At 37.5% G+C, this 21,985-nt stretch carries 20 protein-coding genes and 1 riboswitch; of the genes, 19 read left to right on the top strand and 1 reads right to left on the bottom strand.

The window, feature by feature from the left end:
• Window positions 1-303 precede the first annotated feature (303 nt).
• From CIB29_RS15085 to hcp, 9 genes are all read left to right on the top strand, one after another.
• Window positions 304-939, top strand: coding sequence for a vitamin B12 dependent-methionine synthase activation domain-containing protein (locus CIB29_RS15085; protein WP_094551052.1), 636 nt, complete (start codon window positions 304-306; stop codon window positions 937-939).
• Window positions 932-3,343 (top strand): homocysteine S-methyltransferase family protein, encoded by a 2,412-nt coding sequence (locus tag CIB29_RS15080; protein WP_094551051.1) that lies wholly within the window; start codon window positions 932-934, stop codon window positions 3,341-3,343. Before CIB29_RS15085 ends, CIB29_RS15080 begins: the two co-directional genes overlap by 8 nt.
• A gap of 206 nt (window positions 3,344-3,549) precedes the next feature.
• Complete coding sequence (ispE, locus tag CIB29_RS15075; RefSeq protein ID WP_094551161.1) at window positions 3,550-4,416, top strand: 4-(cytidine 5'-diphospho)-2-C-methyl-D-erythritol kinase; 867 nt, start codon at window positions 3,550-3,552, stop codon at window positions 4,414-4,416.
• A 5-nt stretch (window positions 4,417-4,421) separates the two neighbouring features.
• Entirely contained in the window at window positions 4,422-5,099 is a 678-nt protein-coding gene (locus CIB29_RS15070) for a GntR family transcriptional regulator (protein ID WP_094551049.1), read from the top strand.
• Window positions 5,100-5,103: 4 nt separating this feature from the next.
• Window positions 5,104-5,847, top strand: coding sequence for a nucleotidyltransferase family protein (locus CIB29_RS15065; RefSeq protein ID WP_198543906.1), 744 nt, complete (start codon window positions 5,104-5,106; stop codon window positions 5,845-5,847).
• Between the two features lie 69 nt (window positions 5,848-5,916).
• Window positions 5,917-6,567: a stage II sporulation protein R gene (spoIIR, locus tag CIB29_RS15060; protein WP_094551047.1), complete on the top strand. Its 651-nt coding sequence runs from the start codon at window positions 5,917-5,919 to the stop codon at window positions 6,565-6,567.
• Between the two features lie 122 nt (window positions 6,568-6,689).
• Window positions 6,690-7,361: an MgtC/SapB family protein gene (locus tag CIB29_RS15055; RefSeq protein ID WP_242965245.1), complete on the top strand. Its 672-nt coding sequence runs from the start codon at window positions 6,690-6,692 to the stop codon at window positions 7,359-7,361.
• A gap of 110 nt (window positions 7,362-7,471) precedes the next feature.
• Window positions 7,472-8,929, top strand: a complete 1,458-nt coding sequence (locus CIB29_RS15050; protein WP_094551045.1) for an aminotransferase class I/II-fold pyridoxal phosphate-dependent enzyme — start codon at window positions 7,472-7,474, stop codon at window positions 8,927-8,929.
• A 947-nt stretch (window positions 8,930-9,876) separates the two neighbouring features.
• Window positions 9,877-11,523, top strand: a complete 1,647-nt coding sequence (gene hcp / locus CIB29_RS15045; RefSeq protein ID WP_094551044.1) for a hydroxylamine reductase — start codon at window positions 9,877-9,879, stop codon at window positions 11,521-11,523.
• 401 nt (window positions 11,524-11,924) lie between these two features.
• Here the strand turns inward: hcp and CIB29_RS15040 are convergent, their stop codons facing one another.
• Window positions 11,925-12,812 carry an AraC family transcriptional regulator gene (locus tag CIB29_RS15040; protein ID WP_094551042.1) on the bottom strand — a complete coding sequence of 296 codons (888 nt, stop codon included), beginning with the start codon at window positions 12,810-12,812 and terminating at the stop codon, window positions 11,925-11,927.
• 149 nt (window positions 12,813-12,961) lie between these two features.
• Here CIB29_RS15040 and yicI point away from each other — a divergent pair, with 149 nt between their 5' ends.
• The 10 genes from yicI to CIB29_RS14990 all read left to right on the top strand — a co-directional run bounded on the left by yicI (window position 12,962) and on the right by CIB29_RS14990 (window position 21,674).
• On the top strand, window positions 12,962-15,283 hold the full coding sequence (gene yicI, locus CIB29_RS15035; RefSeq protein ID WP_094551040.1) for an alpha-xylosidase: 2,322 nt from the start codon (window positions 12,962-12,964) through the stop codon (window positions 15,281-15,283).
• A gap of 289 nt (window positions 15,284-15,572) precedes the next feature.
• A riboswitch (cobalamin riboswitch) is annotated at window positions 15,573-15,746 on the top strand.
• Window positions 15,747-15,904: 158 nt separating this feature from the next.
• On the top strand, window positions 15,905-16,654 hold the full coding sequence (locus CIB29_RS15030; RefSeq protein ID WP_094551038.1) for an energy-coupling factor ABC transporter permease: 750 nt from the start codon (window positions 15,905-15,907) through the stop codon (window positions 16,652-16,654).
• Window positions 16,651-16,956, top strand: a complete 306-nt coding sequence (locus tag CIB29_RS15025) for an energy-coupling factor ABC transporter substrate-binding protein (RefSeq protein WP_094551036.1) — start codon at window positions 16,651-16,653, stop codon at window positions 16,954-16,956. The genes CIB29_RS15030 and CIB29_RS15025 overlap by 4 nt, the downstream gene beginning before the upstream one ends.
• Window positions 16,953-17,720, top strand: a complete 768-nt coding sequence (gene cbiQ, locus CIB29_RS15020; RefSeq protein ID WP_094551034.1) for a cobalt ECF transporter T component CbiQ — start codon at window positions 16,953-16,955, stop codon at window positions 17,718-17,720. Before CIB29_RS15025 ends, cbiQ begins: the two co-directional genes overlap by 4 nt.
• Window positions 17,721-17,861: 141 nt before the next feature.
• Window positions 17,862-18,692 carry an ATP-binding cassette domain-containing protein gene (locus tag CIB29_RS15015; protein WP_094551032.1) on the top strand — a complete coding sequence of 277 codons (831 nt, stop codon included), beginning with the start codon at window positions 17,862-17,864 and terminating at the stop codon, window positions 18,690-18,692.
• Window positions 18,693-18,768: 76 nt separating this feature from the next.
• Entirely contained in the window at window positions 18,769-19,131 is a 363-nt protein-coding gene (locus CIB29_RS15010; RefSeq protein WP_094551030.1) for a sirohydrochlorin chelatase, read from the top strand.
• A gap of 113 nt (window positions 19,132-19,244) precedes the next feature.
• The gene (locus CIB29_RS15005) at window positions 19,245-19,874 is read left to right on the top strand and encodes a manganese efflux pump (RefSeq protein ID WP_094551028.1); all 630 of its coding nucleotides are present in this window, start codon (window positions 19,245-19,247) and stop codon (window positions 19,872-19,874) included.
• Between the two features lie 194 nt (window positions 19,875-20,068).
• A complete protein-coding gene (locus CIB29_RS15000) occupies window positions 20,069-20,251 on the top strand; it encodes a hypothetical protein (RefSeq protein WP_094551026.1) in 183 nt (60 codons plus the stop codon).
• Window positions 20,252-20,264: 13 nt separating this feature from the next.
• Window positions 20,265-20,510, top strand: a complete 246-nt coding sequence (locus CIB29_RS14995; RefSeq protein WP_094551024.1) for a spore coat protein — start codon at window positions 20,265-20,267, stop codon at window positions 20,508-20,510.
• Between the two features lie 258 nt (window positions 20,511-20,768).
• The gene (locus CIB29_RS14990) at window positions 20,769-21,674 is read left to right on the top strand and encodes an AraC family transcriptional regulator (protein ID WP_423241308.1); all 906 of its coding nucleotides are present in this window, start codon (window positions 20,769-20,771) and stop codon (window positions 21,672-21,674) included.
• Window positions 21,675-21,985 lie beyond the last annotated feature (311 nt).

Raw genomic sequence — 21,985 nt, 5'->3', positions numbered from 1 at the left:
TATTTAGTTTTTTTGTCCAATATTATAATACCATATTATAGATTTCATAAACAGTGAGAAAAATACAAGAGTCTCCTAATTTAAGAAGATTTTCAGGCAATTTTCATTATATTTCAAATTTATTTGCAGCTTTTATAAAAAATACAATAGACGCAAGCTTACAGGCTCTTAGCCTTGTAGCCTTAAGTGTAGGAATAATACTCTTCAAATTCAGAAAATGCACCCCTAATCACTGGACTTAGTTGAAAATTTTCTATAATTAATATAATATAGTGTATACAAACAAGTAGGTGTTGATGGATTATGGCAAATATCAAATATCTTGAGAGTATTCCGGCTGAACCTAAAAGAGATATGATTCTGCTGCGCTTAGGATATAAAAAGAATGTAACAATTTTAAATGATGAACAAAAGGATATGTTGGAAGACAGTATAAAACAGGGTTTATTACTCTGCCATCCTAAAGGTGCATTTGGACGTTTTGCGATTATTGAACGCAGCAGCAATTTTGTAAAGCTGGAAGGTGGAGAAATACTGGAGAGTGAAAGTCTTGCCAGACTTTTAGAGAAAAGTGATGAAGTGCTTCTAATGGCATCTACCGTTGGAAAAGAAATAGTACAAAGAATTTCAACTGAAGTAACCGGCGGAGATGCTGCTTTGGGAGTGATACTGGATTCTGTTGCTTCCCAGACAGCAGATGCGGGATTGAACTGGATGATGGATTTTATCAATAAACTGATACGCAGGGAAGGAAAGAAGCTGACTAAACACCGCTACAGCCCGGGATACGGCGACCTTCCGCTTTCAAATCAGAAAATCATTTTTGATATGCTTGGCTTGAATAGGTTAGGACTTAAGCTTACTGAAAAATATATGTTGATTCCTGAAAAGTCAGTGCTGGCTATTGCAGGAATAGAAGGGATTGAAGAAGATGAATAGAGAAGATTTTAGAAAATATCTTCGGGAGAATATCATGATACTGGATGGCGCTACCGGGACCCAGCTTCAAAAGAAGGGAATGCCTCGTGGTGTGTGTCCTGAACAATGGGTAATAGAACACCCCGAAGTGATCGTAGAAGTACAAAAGGAGTATGTGAAGGCTGGTTCCAATGCGGTGTACACCTGCACTTTTGGAGGAAATAGAATCAAGTTGAACGAATTCGGTTTAGGCGATAAGGTTATAGAGATGAATAGAAAATTGGCGCAGCTTTCGAGAGAAGCGGTAGGGCCAAAGGGCTTTGTAGCGGGAGATCTTGCACCTACGGGTGAATTTGTGCGACCTATAGGAGAAATGTCTTTTGAAGAGCTGGTTGATATTTATAAAGAACAGGTGCAGGGGCTGCTTGAAGGTGGGGTGGACTTTTTTGTCATTGAAACCATGATGGATATCCAGGAAGCCCGGGCTGCCCTGCTGGCTGTTAAAGAAAGCTGTGATTTACCGGTATGCGTAAGCATGACATTTAATGAGGATGGCAGGACACTAACAGGTACAGACCCTGTTACGGCATTAATCACACTGCAGAGTCTCGGTGCAGATGCGGTAGGCTGCAACTGTTCTACCGGACCTCAGGCAATGCTTGATGTTATTGCAGCAATGAGAGCTAATGCAAAAGTACCGCTTCTTGCAAAGCCTAATGCCGGGTTGCCTAAGCTGGTGGATGGTAAGACGGTGTTCGACATGGATGCAGGCACATTTGGGAAATATGTAAAACCATTCATAGACCTGGGGGTTAATCTTATCGGTGGATGCTGCGGTACTTCTCCCGAATATATTGAGCAAATCCGTCAAAATACTGCCGGACTTAAGCCTGTACCCCCTAAGGCAGAAGCAGTAGGTGCCCTGACGTCAACAAGAAAAACCGTGTATATTGGGGCTGAGCGTCCGACGGTTATCGTGGGAGAGAGAATCAATCCTACCGGTAAAAAGCAGTTGCAGGCAGAGCTAAGGGAAGGAAGGATGGAAGAAGTACTGGATCTTGCGATGGATCAGGTGGAGAGTGGAGCAGGTATCCTGGATGTAAATGTGGGAATGCCTGGAATTGATGAAAAAGAAACCATGCTCCGGGTGGTGGAGCAGTTGAGCAGCATGGTGCATGTACCATTGTGTATAGATTCATCTTCTCCGGAGGTTATTGAAGCAGCTTTGCGTATTTATCCCGGAAGGGCCCTTATTAATTCCATATCTGCAGAAAAAGCAAAGATGGAAAGACTGCTTCCCATTGCTGCAAAGTATGGTGCAATGTTTATACTTCTTCCATTAAATGATGCAGGAATTCCCGAAACTGCAGAAGAAAGATGTACTCTTGTGGAGAAGATCTATGACCAAGCACGAAAATATGGTTTTACTAAACAGGATATAGTAGTGGATGGCTTGGTTCTAACTGTATCTTCAGACCAAAAGGCTGCCATGGAGACATTAAAGGTGATTGACTGGTGTACCCATACCTTCGGATGCAATTCCATTATGGGATTGTCCAATGTATCCTTTGGGTTACCCGAGAGGAGCTGGATTAACACAGCTTTTATGGCGATGGCAATAGGCAGGGGCTTGACCATGGCAATTGCTAACCCGTCCAGCGAAATGCTTATGAATATTAAGATGGCTTGTGATGTGTTGGCAGCCAGGGACATTCACAGCAAAGATTATATTGCCCGTTTTGGAGGGAACAAGCAGGTACAGTCAGCTGCTAAGGACAGCAAGCCTTCCTCAACAATAGCAGAGCAAATTTATGATGCTGTGGTAAAAGGGAATAAAGAAAGTATTAAGGGACTTATAGATACTGCGTTAAAAGAAGGCGTTAACCCGGGAAATCTGGTGGATGAAACACTCATTCCGGCTATTAATTACGTGGGAGATTTATTTGAACAGAAAAAATATTTTCTTCCCCAATTGATCCAGAGCGCAGAAACAATGAAAAATGCCTTTGAGCACATAGAACCTCTATTAAAAACAGAAAATGGAGAAAACCAGCAAAATAAGGTTAAACTTGTACTGGCGACAGTAAAGGGAGATATCCACGATATAGGAAAGAATATTGTAGGATTGATGCTGAAAAACTATGGTTTTGATGTATATGACCTGGGGAAGGATGTAAGTGCACAGGAAATCGTACAAAAGGCAAAAAAGATTGGTGCCCGTATCGTCGGCTTGTCAGCACTAATGACCACTACTATGTTGGAAATGAAAGAGGTCATAGCACTGGCTAAAAAAGAAGAACTGAACTGCAAGTTCATGATTGGCGGGGCTGTAGTAAACGAACAATATGCCCAGGAAATAGGGGCAGATGGTTATTCCAAAGATGCCCATGATGCGGTAAAGCTGGCCCGGAAACTGTCGGAATAGTGTTGAAATAATAATAAAAAATTAAGAATTAGACACAGATAAAGACATAGATATAGATTCAGAATTTATATAGGGGCGAGGTTTCATCGTCCTTTATTTCTATCTTTATCTATATTCTTCCTGTCTATTGCTGTAAAAAATATTTGAAAGTATACAGTATTTTGTATATAATATTTTCAAGACAGGGCGGTGAAAAAATGAATAAAATGGAAATAAAATCCAGAGCAAAGATTAATATCACTTTAGATGTATTAAATAAAAGAGAAGATGGCTATCATAATGTGAAGATGATTATGCAGACTGTCGACTTATATGATGTGCTGCACTTGGAAAAAATAGAAAATGGTATAGAAATTAAGACCAATCTGCCTTATTTACCCACAGATGAGAAAAATATTGCATATAAAGCAGCCCAGCTTTTTTTTAATACACTTGATATCAATGATGCAGGAATTAAGATCAATATTCAAAAAAATATTCCTGTAGCAGCAGGCTTGGCTGGTGGTAGTACTAATGCGGCAGCTGTTCTTATTGCTATGAATAAGATGTTTAAAACAAGCTTAAATACCGATCAACTAATGCAAATGGGTAAAAAGTTGGGGGCTGATGTTCCCTATTGTATATTAGGAGGGACTGCATTAGCCGAAGGGATAGGGGATATTCTAACTTTGTTGCCACCTATGCCTACTGCGATTGTTGTGTTAGCTAAGCCACCTATCAGTGTTTCAACAGCACATATATATGGTAAACTAAAAGTAGAAAATATAACGATGCGCCCCGATACTGAAGCTATAATTAATGCGATATACAACCAGGATATTATAGCAATTGCCAGAGGAATGTATAATGTCCTGGAGGCTGTCACTGCAAAAGAATATAGGGTAATAAACCGGATTAAAAACATTATGTTGGGAAGCGGAGCCTTGGGTTCTATTATGAGTGGCAGCGGTCCAACCGTTTTTGGAATCTTTGAACATGAGGTAAGTGCCAGAAAAGCAGTAAATAAACTAAGGACCATAGCAAGCGATATTTTTGTGGTTAATACGTATAATAGTAATTACGGGGAGAGATAAAGCTTATGGCAGGTAAATTGTCAAAAATAAATTTAAATGATTATAAACCGCTGAGAGAAGTAATATTTGACTCTTTAAGAGAAGCTATTATCATGGGAGAATTAAAGCCGGGAGAACGGTTAATGGAAATTCAGTTTGCGGAAAAAATGGGCGTAAGCAGGACACCTGTAAGAGAAGCTATAAGGAAGCTGGAATTAGAAGGCCTGGTGGTAATGGTTCCTCGAAAAGGTGCCCATGTTGCCGAACTTTCTGTAAAGGATATAATGGATGTTTTGGAGGTCCGGAGTTCTCTGGACGGTTTGGCATCTGCTCTTGCAGCAAAAAGGATTAACAAGGATGAATTAAAAGAATTGAAGAATATCGTAAATCAGTTTGTGCAATATATGGAAAAAAATAATGTACAGGGACTGATAAAAAAAGACGTAGAATTTCATGAGCTGATTTACAAAGCTTCAAGAAATGATAAGCTGGTACAAATTGCTACCAATTTAAAAGAACAGATTCACCGTTTCAGGGTAGTTTACCTTAAAGATTACAGCAGTCCAAAGGAACTTGTGAAGGAACACAATGATATTTATCAGGCGATTGAAAATGGAGATGGAAAACTTGCACAAGAGCTGGCTTCTATTCATATAAAGCACCAAGAAAAAACTATGATTGATTCTTTGGGGACGGGGGAATAGGGGATTGCTGAATGCACTTATCCTTGCTGGGGAAGACAGTAATAATAAATTAGGGACACAGGTAAAAGCCCTTATAGACATTCATGGGAAACCCATGGTGCAATATGTAATAGAAGTATTAAAAAAATGTGAATTAGTAGATAAAATAGGAGTGATAGGCCCCTATGAGAAACTTTATGATTTGTTAAATGGGCAGGTAGACTACATTATAGATGGAAAAGGGCTCATTATAGATAATGTGGCAGAAGGGGTAAAATTTCTGGGAAAAGAAAAGCACCTGATCATTTGTACATCGGATATTCCCATGTTAACAGTTGAATGCGTTAATGACTTTATTGGCAAATCGCGGGAAACTGGGGCAGATTTATGTTATCCCATTGTCGATAAAACTGTTAACGATATAAGATTTCCAGGAATAGAACGGACTTATACTACGATAAAAGAAGGAACCTTTACCGGCGGAAACTTGTTTTATATTAATCCAAATGTTATTGACAAATGCTGTATCAAGGCGCAGCAGTTAATTGTATACAGAAAAAACGTACTAAAAATGGCAAGTGTCCTGGGCTTGGGAACACTAATTTTGCTTTTAACAAAACAGCTAACTATAAGCCAGGCTGAAAAAAGATTTTCAAAAATATTTGATATTAAGGCAAGGGCAATTATAAGCGACTATCCGGAACTGGCAAACGATGTAGATAAACCATCAGACTTAGCGTTTGTAAAGGCGCAATTAAAGATTAATTGAATTTTTATGTATGTTTTCCCTTATTTATGTCAATACTCTAAGTAGAGACAAAAATAGGGGGAATGATTAATGAACAAAGTAATATTGGCAGTAATTATTGGAATGATATGTACAATTTTTATAAGCAACTATTCAAATAGTGTACAAGCTGATTTAGCCCACAACCTGGTACGTTTTCATGTTGTAGCGAATAGTGATTCAGAGGAAGACCAGGCGCTAAAAAGGAGTGTCAGGGATAGAATTATTAATGAGATGAAAGAGTATTTTGATGAATCGGATAACGTCGATGCAACAAAAGAATTAATACAAAGAAATATTGCGAGAATAGAAGAAATTGCAAAAGATGAAATTAAAAAATGGAATAAAGATTATGACGTTAAGGCATCTTTAGGTATTTACCCTTTTCCTACCAAGGTATATGGTGATATAACATTACCGGCTGGCAATTATGAGGCGTTGAGAGTAGTTATTGGAGAGGGAAAAGGTGCCAACTGGTGGTGCGTCCTCTTCCCGCCATTATGCTTTGTAGATGCAACCCATGGTGTAGTACCTGAAAGTTCAAAGCAAAAACTTAAAAACGTACTTACTGAAGAGGAATACAAAATTATTACTACAGCAAATACAGATGATGAGATTCCTGTTCAGATCAAATTCAAGATTGTTGAATGGTGGCAAAATTCGAAGTTAAAGGTTCAAACTGCATTTAACAGGATATATTAAGAGTGCTCTATATTGGGGGCACTTTTTTTGTTCTTTCTATTCTGTTATAGCATAGTATATAATTATATAGAATAAGTGAGGAATGAGTAGTGGGAAGTGTATAATATAAGGAGGAAGATGTTGTGGATTTGCAGACGATTTTTATTAGATTGGGGTTGGCAGTAATGCTAAGTGGTTTGATAGGATTGGAAAGAGAGGATAAGAACCGGCCTGCCGGATTCAGAACACATATATTAGTTTGTGTAGGCTCAGCTATCGTAATGACTACTTCCGAATATATTTTTCACAAATATCAAGAAATTACCGATATAGACCCTGCAAGATTGGGAGCACAGGTAATCAGCGGGATAGGCTTTCTGGGAGCTGGAACTATTATAAGGCAGGGCATGAGTGTAAAAGGACTTACAACAGCAGCAAGCCTTTGGGCTGTAGCATGTGTAGGATTAGCTGCCGGAATCGGATTTTACGAGGGTGCAATTGCTGGAGCAGCCATTATCTATTTTACGCTAATTTTGCTCAGTAAATTCGGAAAAGTCCTGCAAAGTAAAGCTTCACATCTCAGTATTTTTGTAGAAATGGAAAACAAACCGGGGAAAATTGGAGAAATTGGCTTGCTATTGGGCAGGTACGATGTAAACATCAGGAGCATAGAATTCGTAGATACCGAGACAGCAGATGATGATAGTGAGATACTGTTAAGATTACGACTCAAGTTGCCTCACGGTCTGACCCATGAAAGGGTTATTAAAGAAGTAGCACGTATTCAAGGAGTTAGCAGGGTTGAAGAGATATAAATTTATTTAGTTGTTTTTGAAAATAAAATACTTGAAATTTAACCTAATATGCATTAATATATTTATCATGCAAAAAATTAAAAAAGCCTAGAAATTTGGGGGTGAAACAAATGAAGAGACTTGATCAATCAAAAACACCGCTTTTTGATGCGTTAAAAAACTACGTAGACAGCAAGGTTATTCCCTTTCATGTGCCTGGCCACAAGCAAGGTAAAGGCATTCAGGAATTTAGGGAATACGTTGGACATAGAGTATTGGAAATGGATGTAAATGGTATGGAGGATTTGGATAATGCCAGCAATCCTATAGGTGTTATTCTGGAGTCTGAAAAGCTTTGTGCTCAGGCCTTTGGAGCACAAAATGCATATTTTTTGGTAAATGGCACAACAGCCGGTGTGCAGGCAATGATTATGAGTATGTGTGAGCCGGGAGATGAAATCATCATACCAAGGAATGCACACAAATCTACTATTGGTGGAATTATACTAAGTGGTGCAGTACCGGTGTACGTTCAACCTGAAATTAATGAGGACTTGGGAATAGCGATGGGAATTACCGAGGAGGCGGTAAAAAAAGCTATAAAAGACCACCCCCACGCGAAAGCTGTTTTTGTAATTAACCCCACCTATTATGGAGCCATTTCGGACTTAAAAGCAATCGTGCGGATTGCCCACAGGCATGGCATGGCAGTTCTGGTAGATGAAGCACATGGGGCGCATATGTCTTTCCATGATGATTTTCCTCTTACAGCCATGGAAGTAGGTGCAGACATGAGTGCAGTAAGCTTGCATAAAACCGGAGGTTCCATGACTCAAAGCTCAGTGCTGTTGACGCGTGGAAATATTGTATCACCAGAAGCGGTAAAACAGGTTATTAACCTAACCTACACTACAAGTGCGTCTTATGTATTAATGGCTTCATTGGATGTAGCCAGAAAGCAAATGGCGACGCAAGGTGCAGATATGTTGGAAGAGACATTGGAACTGGTAAGGTGGGCCAGAGGGGAAATTAACAAAATTGATGGATTGTATGCTTTTGGAAAAGAATTGATTGGTACACCAGGATGTTATGATTTTGATGAAACAAAGCTAGGGATAAATGTAAGGAAATTGGGATATACCGGCTATGAAATAGAGAAAAAATTAAGGGCGGAATATAACATACAAATTGAACTCTCTGACCTCTATAATATACTTGCGATTGTAACCATAGGCGATTCAAAGGAAGATCTTCAAGCCCTTGTGAATGCACTTAAAGATATTTCATCTAAAACTGAAATAAAAGAAGTAAAAAATGCTACCAGAATTCCTTATAAGCCTAAATTGATTGTAAGCCCGAGAGATGCGTTTTACAGCCATAAAAAGAGTATCAGGCTGGAAGATGCGGCTGGTGAAATATCAGCAGAAATGATCATGGCATACCCGCCGGGTATTCCTGTAATCTGTCCCGGGGAAAGGATTACGAAAGATATCATTGAATATGTGAACATTTTGAAGTCAGAGCATTGTCAGTTACAGGGAACTGCAGACCCTTATGTGGATTATATCAGGGTGTTGGGAACCGAATAGTAATTCGGGTTGTGAATAAGGTTAACAGGGGAGTAATAATGCCGGCATTATTACTCCCCTGTTTTCTGTTTAACAGATTATTCTTTATTTACATAGCCATATCCGTATCTGCAGCCACAGAATAACAGTAAGAATAGAATAATAAACCACAATAATTTATCATCATCATTAAAAAAAGTTTCCTAGGAATCCCACAAATACGTATGTCTTTCATAAGTATCAGGTGATAAATTTTAAGTAGCAGGCTTTAACTAATAGTTTTTATAATATGGGCCATAGCCATTGCAGAAGAACAGGAAGAAGAATAGAATGATGATAATCCAGACCCAATCATAACCGAAGCCATAATATCCTTTTGTTTCAGCCATTTTACCACCCCTCCTTTACAGGTATTTCAATAACATACTATGCTTTTCATGATAAAAAAGTTACATCTTGTGCAAATATCTTTACGGAATGTAATTTTTGCTCCGTTTACCTGCAAAAACATCGATAACCAGTATTAAAGTTAAAAATAAATTAAAGTATATATTTACTGATAATGATTTTACATGGAAGATAAAGTAAATAAGTTCACAGTTCACGGTTCACAGTAAAAGCTATTAAATCGTTTATTACTGTGAACTGAGAGCTGTTAACTGTGAACTATATAGTTATCGATGAAATTCGCGAAGTTTGTATTAAGGAAATATTGAATTTTAAACTTCGCTCATTATAAAGTTTTAAATTTTTTAAATGACTTTAAAAATCGTAACTGGAGTCACAGATTAAAAACTCATTTTCCTGTATTATTAAGATGTCAAAGGGTGAGCCACACAAAAACATATTATTCAGGTAGAAATAGTATATATGTTAATGTGCATTAAATAGTCGGTCGTACCGGGGTGAGAGTGAATTCTAAACCATAAACCCCGGACAAAATATAAATATAATGGAGGTATGTTCAAATGAGTATGTTTTGTTATCAATGCCAAGAGGCAGCCAAGGGGACAGGCTGTACAGTAAGAGGTGTATGTGGAAAAACGGATGACGTTGCCAAACTACAGGATTTATTAATTTATGTATTGAAAGGAATTTCCATTTACAGCACAAAAGCAAGGGAAGCAGGTATTAGCAGTAAAGAAGCCAACAAATTCATAATGGAGAGTTTATTTTCAACCATTACAAATGTAAATTTTGACAGAAATTACTTTATTCAAAAAGTAAAAGAAGGATTGGCATTACGCGATGATATCAAAGAACAGTTTATAAAAGCAGGCGGGAAGATAGAGAATAATCTGCATGATTCTGCCACATGGTATGCGGATTCGGCAGATGAATTCGAGAAGAAAGCAGAAAAAGTAGGAATATTGGCAACAGAAAATGAAGATGTGAGATCTTTAAGAGAGCTTTTAACATACGGTTTAAAAGGTATGGCAGCCTATGCGGAGCATGCTTATGTTTTAGGATATGAAGATGAAAATATATTTGCATTTACCCAGAAGGCATTGGCAGCAACTGTTGATGATACTTTAACCGCAGATGAACTGGTTGCTTTGATAATGGAATGCGGTAAATTTGGAGTAGATGTTATGGCTTTATTAGACAAGGCGAACACATCTACTTATGGAAATCCGGAAATTACAAAAGTAAATATAGGAGTAAGAAATAATCCGGGAATACTAATAAGCGGACATGATCTGAAAGATATGGAAGAGTTGTTAAAGCAGACAGAAGGGACAGGCGTAGATGTGTATACTCACGGTGAAATGCTGCCTGCACATTATTATCCTGCATTTAAAAAATACCCTCACTTTGTAGGAAATTATGGAAATGCATGGTGGCAGCAGGACAAGGAATTTGAAAGCTTTAATGGACCTATTTTAATGACAACCAACTGTCTGGTGCCACCCAAGGATTCTTATAAAGATAGGGTTTATACAACAGGAGTAGTTGGATTTGAAGGTTTGAAACATATCCCGGCAAGAGAAGACGGCAAAGCAAAAGATTTTACAGAAATCATTGAACATGCCAAGAGATGCAAACCACCGGTTGAAATAGAAAAAGGAGAAATCATCGGAGGATTTGCACATCATCAAGTGCTAAGTCTTGCAGATAAGGTAGTAGAAGCAGTAAAAACAGGAGCCATAAAAAGATTCTTTGTAATGGCCGGATGTGATGGAAGAATGAAGAACAGGGAATATTATACAGAATTTGCAAAAGAATTGCCAAAGGATACTGTGATACTTACAGCAGGATGTGCAAAGTACAAATATAACAAGCTGGATCTGGGAGACATTGGTGGAATACCGAGAGTATTAGATGCAGGACAATGTAATGACTCATATTCTCTGGCTGTAATCGCACTGAAATTAAAAGAAGCATTTGGATTGAATGATATTAATGAATTGCCTGTATCATACAATATTGCATGGTATGAACAGAAGGCCGTCATTGTATTATTAGCATTACTGTATTTAGGAGTCAAGAATATTCATCTGGGACCTACATTACCTGCCTTCCTGTCACCAAATGTAGCAAAAGTATTGGTGGAAAAGTTCGGTATAGGTGGAATAACTAATGTAGAAGACGATATTAAAATGTTCATGGCATAAGATCATTGGCAAAAGGGAAATCATTATTTCAACCATCCGTCAATAGCGTTTAAAAGCACAAGGGGCAACCGAGAATTTTAATGACAAATTTCTCGGTTGCCGTTTTTTATTTCCCGGGAAATATATTATTATAGCACAGAAGGGACGAAACTTGGGGATATTTGTCTTTGCGAATGACTTTTGCATATTATATAATTATTGTATTAAGTGCCGGGGGGGTTGATGCCTTTATTGGGGACTTTCCTCGACCAGGGAGAGGTATGTCCCCTGATCTTAAAATATTTACGAACATGGGGTATCTCCAACCGAATACAGGGATAAGAACATAAAAAATAGGAAGCAGTGCGGCTGATGGAGGCATACACGGCCGCACGCCGGATAAAAATGGGAAAATCTATTGCTCACGGAAGATTTTTTCTGTATTTTAATGGAGTACAATTTTTATATTTCTTAAATATCCTTATAAAATAGCTCACATTATCGAACCCGGTTTTTTCAGCGACCTGAGTAATGCTTAAATCTGTGTCATTCAGCAAGAAAGCGGCTTTGTTAACTCTAACCTGATTAATATACTGGACTGGCGTCTTGCCCGTCATATTTCTGAACAGTTGATAAAAATAGTCTTCGCTAACATTTATTTGTCCGGCAAGGTCCTTGATTAATATTTTTTGCGGATAATTTTTCTCAATAAATTCTATTATCTTTTTAAATCTTGAAAAATACAATTTTTTATCCCTATCCGTTTCTTCCTCTGTTTTTATGACACTGTTCGATAGAAGTTCGGAACAAATCCGGAAAAGTGAGGATTTGATAAAAAGGGGGTAAGCTTTTGGCCTGGTTTCAAAGCAGTTGATGATTTCACGTATTTCCTTAAGGACCCTTTCCTGCCATGCTTCCTTTCCTTCAATCAGCAGAGGGAACCTATAGATTCCGGCTTCCAGAGGCTGAATGTAATCCTGGTAGCATAAATCCTGGTATGCTCCTTTCAGCATATTGATGGCAAAAACAATTGAATAGTATATACCTGTTTCTGTAATACCGCCAAGCCCGGAATGAATATCTGCCGAGTTAACGACTGCAGCCTGTCCTTGCGTTAAAGTCACTGTTTCGCTGCCAATGAGAAATTTATAGCAGCCTTCATGCATAAAAATAAATTCCAGCTCGTCATGCCAGTGATAGTGCAGAAAATCATGCTTACTGCCATATTCATTCCTATACACGTGCAAGGGAAATAAAACATTTCCGTGAACCGACTGTTCTTTATATAACTCCTTCTTTTCAAATTTCATGCCGATCTACCTCAAATAAATGTATCTCTTTCATTATTTGTATTATATCACAAAATCCCGGAATTGTATCAAAATTTCAGGTATTGTTAAAGATTTTAGGGATATTTTTTCACTATAATGAAATTAATAAAAAATCAGAGGTGATTATTTTGAAATTTACAAATGGTCAGTGGCTTGTGAAAGAAGGTATAAAAAACATTCATCCGGTGGAAGTAAATAATGTAAAGATTAAGAATAATGAATTAACTGTATTTGCTTCAACCAGACATATACAAGATAGGAGCGGTACCGTTAATGCACCGGTATTAACTGTACAGCTGTCATCACCCATGGAAGATGTAATCAGCGTAAAACTTACACATTTCAAAGGCGTTCGTGATACCGGGCCGTCCTTTGAACTCTATAAAAATCCTGATACAAAAACACACATAGAAGACCGCGGGGATCACGTATGCTTTACAAGCGGTGCGTTAACGGCAAAGATTGACAAGCGCCCTCAGAAATGGGCACTTCAATTTATAGCGGATAACCGGATCCTTACTGAAAGCAGCTTTAGAAACATGGGGTATATCATAGAACAGAACAGCAGCTGCACATATGTCCATGAACAACTGCTTCTATCGGTAGGCGAGTGTGTATATGGTCTTGGCGAACGATTTACGCCTTTTGTTAAAAACGGCCAGGTGGTGGATATCTGGAATCAGGATGGTGGAACAAATAGCGAGCAGGCATATAAAAACATCCCTTTCTATATGACAAACCGGGGCTACGGGGTGTTTGTAAACAGCACGGACAAAGTATCTTTTGAAGTTGCTTCGGAAAAGGTATCCCGTATCCAGTTCAGTGTACAGGGCGAAGAGCTCGAATATATGCTCATTTACGGACCAACGCCTAAGGAAATTATCAGAAAGTATACCCATTTGACCGGCAAACCCGCACTTCCTCCCGCATGGTCCTTCGGGCTCTGGCTTACAACTTCTTTTACAACAAGCTATGATGAACAAACTGTCAACCAATTTATTGACGGAATGGCGGAACGCGGTATTCCGCTGCATGTTTTCCATTTTGATTGCTTCTGGATGAAAGAATATCAATGGTGTGATTTTAAATGGGATGAACGGGTGTTCCCTAAACCGGAAGAAATGCTAAAAAGGCTTAAGGATAAAGGGCTTAAAATATGTTTATGGATAAATCCGTATATTGCCCAGAATTCCTGTTTATTTGATGAAGGGATGAAAAATGGATATCTCCTAAAAAAAGCAAATGGCGACATATGGCAGACCGATTTATGGCAGGCAGGGATGGGAATTGTTGATTTTACCAATCCGGCTGCATATGAATGGTATAAAGACCAACTAAGAGCGCTTATTGACATGGGGGTTGACTGTTTCAAGACAGACTTTGGAGAAAGGATTCCAACGGATGTCGTTTATTATAACGGCGCCCATCCGGTTAAAATGCATAATTATTATACCTATCTTTATAATAAAGCTGTCTTTGAAGTGCTGGAGGAAAAAATGGGTAAAAACAATGCCGTAGTGTTTGCACGGTCAGCGACAGCCGGCAGCCAGCAGTTTCCTGTGCACTGGGGCGGTGACTGCTGGGCGACCTATGAATCAATGGCAGAAACATTAAGGGGCGGATTGTCATTGGCCATGTCAGGGTTTGGTTTTTGGAGCCATGATATCGGCGGCTTTGAAAAAACAGCGACACCCGATTTATACAAACGTTGGTGTGCATTTGGACTTCTTTCTTCACACAGCCGGCTCCACGGAAGCCAATCCTACAGGGTGCCGTGGCTGTTTGACGAGGAATCTGTAGACGTGTTGAGGTTTTTTACAAAATTAAAATGTACACTCATGCCCTATATTTATCAAAAAGCTTGTGAAGCACACAAGGAAGGAGTCCCTGTCCTAAGGCCGATGCAGATGGAGTTTCCGTTTGATCCTGCCTGCGATTATCTGGACAGACAGTACATGCTGGGAGATTCCCTGTTGGTTGCCCCGATTTTCTCAGCATCGGGAGAAGTAGATTACTACCTTCCTGAAGGGAAATGGCTCAACTTTATAACAGGGGAAATAAAGCAAGGTGGAAAATGGGTTAGAGAAAAACATGGTTTTATGAGCCTGCCGTTAATGGTAAAAGAGAATTCTGTTATTGCGACGGGAAGTAATGATTCAAGGCCGGACTATAATTATGCTGAAAATATTACTTTTAATCTTTTTGAAATAAGCAATGGGATAAAAATCGAGACCAACATATATGATACAAAAGGAGAGATTGCACTAACTGCTTTGACTGGCAGAGAACATGATACTGTCACCATTGCAATTAACAAGTCCAATATACCATGGCAGGTTAGGTTGCTGGCAATTAACGCTGTTCAGAAAGTGATCGGGGGCAGAGTTCAGAAAAACGGTGGTTTTATTACCATTACCGCTGAATCGGATAAGATTTCCATCACTGTGTAATGCGCTTGGAGTGTATATTTTATATTTGAAGAATATTATGGAAAGAACGTTGCGGAAAGGCTTAGAGCCTGTTAACGCAGCGGAGGAAAAACCGCATCACTTGTCTGAGCGGTAGCGAGTTTGATGCCTTTATTGGGGACATTCCTCGACGAAGGAGAGGTGTGTCCCCTGACCTTAGACGCAAGTTTACAGGCTCTTAGCCTTGTAGATCAGTGAGCTGTTTTTTTGTTGTGAAATAAATTACAAAATAAATAAAGATATTTTATAGACGAAAAGGATTTTAAAAGATATAATAAAACCAGATATAGGTGCAGCAATGCATAATAGGGAAGCAGGTGTAAATCCTGCGCGGTCACGCCACTGTAAAGAGGAGCGGTTTTGCATAATGCCACTGGAGTAACTGGGAAGGCGTAAAGCTGTGATGATTCTGAGCCAGGAGACCTGCCTGTATCGTAGATGCTACAAACCTTACGAGTGATAGGGGGGGTAGATTAACGTGAACGTTAATAAAGTATATGATACAACCTGACCCTCTCTTTATAAAGAGGATTTTTGTTTCTTATCAGAAGTGCGTTAAGTTTAGTCCTTATTTAAATAACATTTTATGAGGAGGTCAGGTTAATGAAAAACAAAGTATTATTAAAAATGTCTTATGTACTTCTTATGTTATTACTGATTCCTATGTCAGCCTACGCCATGCATATTATGGAAGGTTTTTTACCTGTGGGCTGGGCTGTTTTCTGGGGGATAATATCCCTTCCTTTTGTTATATTTGGTATAGGAAAAATTTCCAAATTAACAAAGGAAAGGCCTAATCTAAAGATGCTTCTGGCTTTGGCTGGAGCCTTTGTTTTCGTATTATCAGCTTTAAAAATTCCCTCTGTTACCGGTAGTTGTTCTCATCCAACAGGAGTAGGGTTAGGCGCAATACTTTTTGGACCGGCAGTAACATCAGTGTTAGGTCTTATTGTACTTATATTCCAGGCTATTCTTTTAGCCCACGGAGGTCTTACTACTTTAGGGGCAAATGTATTTTCTATGGCAATTGCCGGCCCTATTGTGGCTTTCCTGATATATAAAGGAGTAAGAAAATGGAACGGACCACTCTGGCTTGCTGTCTTTTTAGCAGCTACTCTAGGTGATTTAGTTACTTACATGGTAACAGCCATACAGCTTGCATTGGCTTTCCCTGATCCTGTAGGGGGGGTCATGGCGTCACTTGGCAAATTTATGGCTATTTTTGCAGTTACTCAAATTCCTTTGGCAATCAGTGAAGGAATATTAACTGTTGTTATTTTTAATATATTATATGCCTATAATACCAGAGAACTCCAACAATTAAATGTCCTAACCAAGGAGGTAAAAGTATGATACAGGGTAACAGGTTACTGGCAAAAAATTTTTTACTTATTTTATTAGTGGTGATATTGTCTGTTATTCCGCTTTTTCTAATTCAGGATGCAGAATTCGGAGGTGCTGATGGAAAAGCACAGGCGGTAATAGAAACTATAAAACCTGATTATAAACCATGGTTTGAGCCAATTTTAGAACCTGCCAGCGGAGAAATTGAAAGCCTGTTATTTGCACTGCAGGCAGCAATAGGAGCGGGTTTTATCTTCTATTACATTGGGTATACTGTAGGTAAGAAAAAAGGAATGAGTCAAACGACATGATTTATATAGATAAATATGCTTATGTAAATAAGTTAAAGGCGAGCCCTATGGAAAAATTTACATTTGCTTTTCTAACCATGGCAATATGTCTTTTAAGTAAATCAATCACTGTATCCCTTATAACAATATTTGTTCCAGCCTTGATTGTCATTTTTAAAGCTAAAATTCCTGCTGGATTTTACATAAAAATAATGCTTCTACCGCTGTCATTTTTAATACTTAGTGTAATGACTATTGTTGTAGTAGGAGTGAGGGGAGAAGAGAACATAATTGTTAGTCATAATTTTTTTAGATATAATATAGGGATTACTTATGAGAGCATGGAAACTGCCATGAGATTGGTATTCAAATCCCTTGGAGCAGTTTCTTGCCTTTATTTCCTGGCACTTACCACGCCTATGATACAACTTATTTCGGTATTAAGGAAACTGAAGTGCCCTGTAATCCTGCTTGAATTAATGGGGCTAATATATAAATTCACTTTTGTTATGTTGGAAACTGCAAACCGCATATATATTTCCCAGGATGCACGTTTGGGGTATTGTTCAGTTAAAAGAGGCTATCATTCTTTTGCACAATTGATTTCAGCCCTGTTTATAAGGTCTTTGTACCGGTCTCAAGCGCTTTATACAAGTTTGGAATCCAGGGGATATGATGGAGCATTGAATGTTCTTGAGCCGCGGTATAAAAATTCTATAGTTAATGTTTTTTCTATAGTTATTATAGATATGTTACTTATTATATTAGCTTTGTTCTATAAATAGAGATTTATATAACGCAATAATGATTTTACATTGGAGTTGCAATTGTGATGCGCATGCAAAATACAAAAATTAATACAAGATTTTTAGTGCGTTCCAAATCGTTTTTAACTTTTAATTCTTAATTGAGCAAATGGAGTGAGGATGCTGGACAAATATATATTGGAAACTGAAGATTTAGAATTTCAATATCCTGACGGTACCTATGGGTTAAAGGGACTGAGTATAAGAATTGAACAGGGAAAAAAGATTGCCGTACTAGGTGGTAATGGTGCAGGTAAGTCTACACTTTTTTTACATTTTAACGGCATTTATCAGCCTACAAAGGGTAAAGTGAAATATGAAGGAAAAGAGCTTACGTATAAACGCTCTTCACTGGTTGAGTTACGTAAAAATATAGGAATTGTGTTTCAAGATGCTGATTCTCAGCTCTTTTCTGCAAGTGTATTTCAAGAGATTTCCTTTGGTCCTATGAACCTGAAGCTGGATCTTTTTGAAGTCCAAAAAAGGGTGGAAAAGGTAATGAATGAGACGGGAATTATCTTTCTAAAGGACAAGCCTACCCATTTTTTAAGTTATGGACAAAAAAAGAGGGTGTGCATTGCCGGTATATTGGCAATGGAGCCTAAAGTTATCATATTTGATGAACCTACTGATAGTCTGGACCCTAAACATACGCAACAGATGATGAATCTTTTTGACGAATTAAACAAACAGGGAAAAACCGTTATACTTTCTACTCATGATATAGACAAGGCCTACTCCTGGGCTGACTATATATTTATTCTAAAAGATGGGAAATTACTGAAGGAAGGACCGCCACAGGAGATATTTTTGGATAGCAACTTATTAGAGAAATCTGATTTACAGAAACCTTGGGTGATTGAGGTATATGAACAGTTGAAAGATAAGGGTTTAATAGGGAAGAATGCCAAGGTGCCGAGAAATAAGGAAGAATTATTTCAATTAATATAAAATAAGCACTTTTTCAGTAGTTTCGAACCGTCCCCGGGTTGACCAAATAGATATACTTAAACAAGGAGCGATAAATATGAACCAAGGAATTTTGGTGATTGGACATGGTAGTAGGGCACAGGAGGCTCAGCAAACTTTTAAAAGCATCATTGACAAGTTAAAGGCAAGAGGGTATAAAGATGTAGAAGGAGCGCATATGGAGCTGGCGGAGCCCAATATTCGCAAGGCAATCAGCAAGCTGGCTGAAAAAGGCGTCGACACTATACTGGTTGTACCTCTATTCATATACAGCGGGATCCATATCCAAGAGGATATCCCGCAGATCCTGAAAGAAGTGAATCAGGATTATCCGCATATAACAATTAGGATGGGAAAAGCATTGGAGGATGATGATTTATTAATAGGTTTACTTGAGAAAAGAATACAAGAGATACTATAGGTATTTTTATGAAATTACCATTTAACCTATTGTGCTAAGCAGGTGTGTCAATTGTATGCTCCATTTCATATTCTAATTATGAGTTAAGAATTAAGAAATGGAGTGAGTTACTTATGAATGGCATTATCAGTGTACTTTTAATTGCAATTGCAGTAAGTTTAGACGGTTTCTGGGGTGGTTTTGCTTTTGGATTACGAAAAATTAAAATATCCTTACCATCTTTATTGGTAATCTCATTCTGGTCAGTAGTGTGTTCAATGATTACAATGCTGGTAGGTTCTAATTTAAAGCATTACATATCCCTGGAAATGGCTAAATACATCGGGGCTGCACTTTTACTCTTACTTGGATTGTTTACATTAAAAGAGGGATACAATCAAAAAAATGAGATGTGTGAACAACAAAAGGCTTCACCTAAATTAAATATTTCAATAAAAGACCTGATAAAAGTTTTGCGTAACCCCTTGCTGGCAGATGTAGATAAGGAAAATGATATTAAACCTGCGGAAGGAACCATCCTTGGCCTGGCGGTGGCAATGGACGCTTCTATTGCGGCTTTTACGCTATCCCTTTTTGGATTAAATCCTTTTACAACACCATTTTTATTTGGACTGACACATTTTATTTTAATAGGGCTAGGCAATATAACTGCAAGGCAAAGCATAATTAACCACGTTGGAGAAAAGCTTACTTTATTGCCGGGGTTTATTTTAGTAATTATAGCCTTACTTCGTTTTGTATAAGTTAAAAAGTATATGTGTGAGGCTAGCCCAATATTTGCGGTTGCTGCTTGGCAGCATGTATTATTGTTATGATAGGTTTGCTTGAAATTTATTACATAGAGGCGGCGGTCTCTTGTAGAATAAAAATATATGAATAATTTACAATTTAATTAAAGATACTATACTTGAAAATCAAGAAAGGAGTGTTGTTTATAATGCAATTAAATCAATTAGAACTTCAAAACCTACGACATCTTATTGGTGCTCATGAAACAGCATATCAGAAGTTGAGTACCTATGCGCAACAAGCTACTGATCCGCAGATTAAACAAATGTTTGAGAAATCTGCGCAGGATGCGAAAAATACTAAACAAAAACTAATGTCATTCTTAAGCTAAAGGAGGAAAAAAAATGCAAGAGAGAGATATGGTAAATGACGTACTTTCGATGTTAAATAGCAGTATAGTTGGTTATTCCAATGTTCTCGTACAGGCTGGCAATGAGCAGCTTAGACAAACAATTGCCCAGCTGAGAGCTGGTGATGAGACATTCCAATACAATTTATATAAAATTGCAGAGCAGAAAGGCTATTATAAACCTGCTGCACCGGCTGATCAAACTGATATTATGCAAGTAAAAAACCAATTTGTTGGTTGAGATATAATAAAAGTTAAATAATTTATATCTATACCCTATATTAAAAATAAATGAATGTAGTTATCGATGAAATTAACCAACTTTAAAATGATAATTTTTAGTTTTAGAGTCGGTTAATTATAAGAGGAAGGCTATTGTTGATACATCGGCAATAGTCTTTACTTTTTTTACCTATACATAATGATGCAACGTCTACTCCTCATTTTTAATGTTTTATGTTATAATAAGTATAAATATTTAACAAAAAGGATGAGTGACATGTCTGAGGCAATGCTGCCTAAAGCCTGGGAAGGGTTAATTAATAATGGATCATTTTTACCTGTAATCGTAAAAACACTGGAAAGGATTCATGACCCGAGCTGGTCAATGGAAACCAACGTTCATGACCATTTTGAAATGGTTTATATAAAACGGGGAAATGCAATATTTCAAATTTCCGGGCAGGATGTACATTTGGGTCCTAATGATATTGTAATTATTAAGCCGTATCAGCCACACAAGTTTATTGTAAAATCTCAATCAGGCTGTGAATTCATAGTTTTAAGGTTTAAATTTCGCAATCAACATGATGATGAATATTCCGATATATCGCTTAATGACTTTATAGAATTTGTCAAGAATAAGGAAAGCGGTCCTTTTATTACACTTAAGGTGAGCCGAAAAAATGATATTGTGTATGTAATGAACAGAATTTTAAGGGAAAAGGAAAAACAGGATTTATGGGGTGACTTTTTAAGCTATCTTTTAATTATGGAGCTGTTTGTGCTTATTTCCCGTGCACTCAAAATGGAATGGGAAGAAAGTATAAAAAATAAAAGCTTAAAAGTAAAAGAACTGATGCAAATTGCGAAGGAGTACATGGAAAAAAATTATGAAAAGGATTTAACTCTTACTGATGTGGCAAGGTATATATTCTTAAGTCAAAGTTATTTTGCTCATGCTTTTAAAGAAGAATTTGATATAAGCCCTAAGAGTTATTTACTCAAAGTGAGGGTGGAAAAATCAAAGGAATTACTGGAAAAAACAGATTTGAAAGTAAGCGATGTAGCACTTAGTGTAGGGTTTTCAAGCCAGCAAAGATATAATGATATTTTTAAGAAATATGTAGGCATGACCCCGTTAAAGTACAAGAAAAGGATGAAAGCGGCGAGGATGAATAAATAAAGATGCAGATAAAAATATAGATTGAGATTAAGAAACATAGTATTGATGATATATGTTGAGTATAAATAAGTTGGGAAATTAATAATAATTTAAAAATTCAAATTTATATAAAATAATGTTTCTATAACAAGAAACGTTATTTTTTTGTGCTTGTTTTTAATAGTAATTAAGAAGAAATTTATATTTATTTAGGTTACAATAGAAATAAATAAACTAATCTTTTTCTAACAAAGCATCTACAATAAGCGCGGTACTAAAGTTGAATTAAAAAGTTTAATTTTGAGAGATATATTAATCTTAATCTAAAACTT

The sequence above is a fragment of the Petroclostridium xylanilyticum genome, from assembly GCF_002252565.1.
Taxonomy (GTDB): Bacteria; Bacillota; Clostridia; order SK-Y3; family SK-Y3; genus Petroclostridium; species Petroclostridium xylanilyticum.
The sequence above is the reverse complement of the archived record's forward strand: the minus strand, read 5'-3'. Positions and strand labels throughout refer to the sequence as shown.

Excerpts from the sequence above, each read along its gene's own strand:
- CIB29_RS15080 (WP_094551051.1), top strand. The coding sequence starts at position 932 with ATGAATAGAGAAGATTTTAGAAAATATCTTCGGGAGAATATCATGATA.
- CIB29_RS15070 (WP_094551049.1), top strand. The coding sequence starts at position 4,422 with ATGGCAGGTAAATTGTCAAAAATAAATTTAAATGATTATAAACCGCTG.
- CIB29_RS15040 (WP_094551042.1), bottom strand. The coding sequence starts at position 12,812 with ATGAAATTTGAAAAGAAGGAGTTATATAAAGAACAGTCGGTTCACGGA.
- CIB29_RS15000 (WP_094551026.1), top strand. The coding sequence starts at position 20,069 with ATGCAATTAAATCAATTAGAACTTCAAAACCTACGACATCTTATTGGT.
- CIB29_RS15025 (WP_094551036.1), top strand. The coding sequence starts at position 16,651 with ATGATACAGGGTAACAGGTTACTGGCAAAAAATTTTTTACTTATTTTA.
- CIB29_RS14990 (WP_423241308.1), top strand. The coding sequence starts at position 20,769 with ATGTCTGAGGCAATGCTGCCTAAAGCCTGGGAAGGGTTAATTAATAAT.
- CIB29_RS15010 (WP_094551030.1), top strand. The coding sequence starts at position 18,769 with ATGAACCAAGGAATTTTGGTGATTGGACATGGTAGTAGGGCACAGGAG.
- ispE (WP_094551161.1), top strand. The coding sequence starts at position 3,550 with ATGGAAATAAAATCCAGAGCAAAGATTAATATCACTTTAGATGTATTA.
- CIB29_RS15050 (WP_094551045.1), top strand. The coding sequence starts at position 7,472 with ATGAAGAGACTTGATCAATCAAAAACACCGCTTTTTGATGCGTTAAAA.
- spoIIR (WP_094551047.1), top strand. The coding sequence starts at position 5,917 with ATGAACAAAGTAATATTGGCAGTAATTATTGGAATGATATGTACAATT.
- hcp (WP_094551044.1), top strand. The coding sequence starts at position 9,877 with ATGAGTATGTTTTGTTATCAATGCCAAGAGGCAGCCAAGGGGACAGGC.
- cbiQ (WP_094551034.1), top strand. The coding sequence starts at position 16,953 with ATGATTTATATAGATAAATATGCTTATGTAAATAAGTTAAAGGCGAGC.
- CIB29_RS15085 (WP_094551052.1), top strand. The coding sequence starts at position 304 with ATGGCAAATATCAAATATCTTGAGAGTATTCCGGCTGAACCTAAAAGA.
- CIB29_RS15030 (WP_094551038.1), top strand. The coding sequence starts at position 15,905 with ATGAAAAACAAAGTATTATTAAAAATGTCTTATGTACTTCTTATGTTA.
- CIB29_RS14995 (WP_094551024.1), top strand. The coding sequence starts at position 20,265 with ATGCAAGAGAGAGATATGGTAAATGACGTACTTTCGATGTTAAATAGC.
- CIB29_RS15015 (WP_094551032.1), top strand. The coding sequence starts at position 17,862 with ATGCTGGACAAATATATATTGGAAACTGAAGATTTAGAATTTCAATAT.
- CIB29_RS15005 (WP_094551028.1), top strand. The coding sequence starts at position 19,245 with ATGAATGGCATTATCAGTGTACTTTTAATTGCAATTGCAGTAAGTTTA.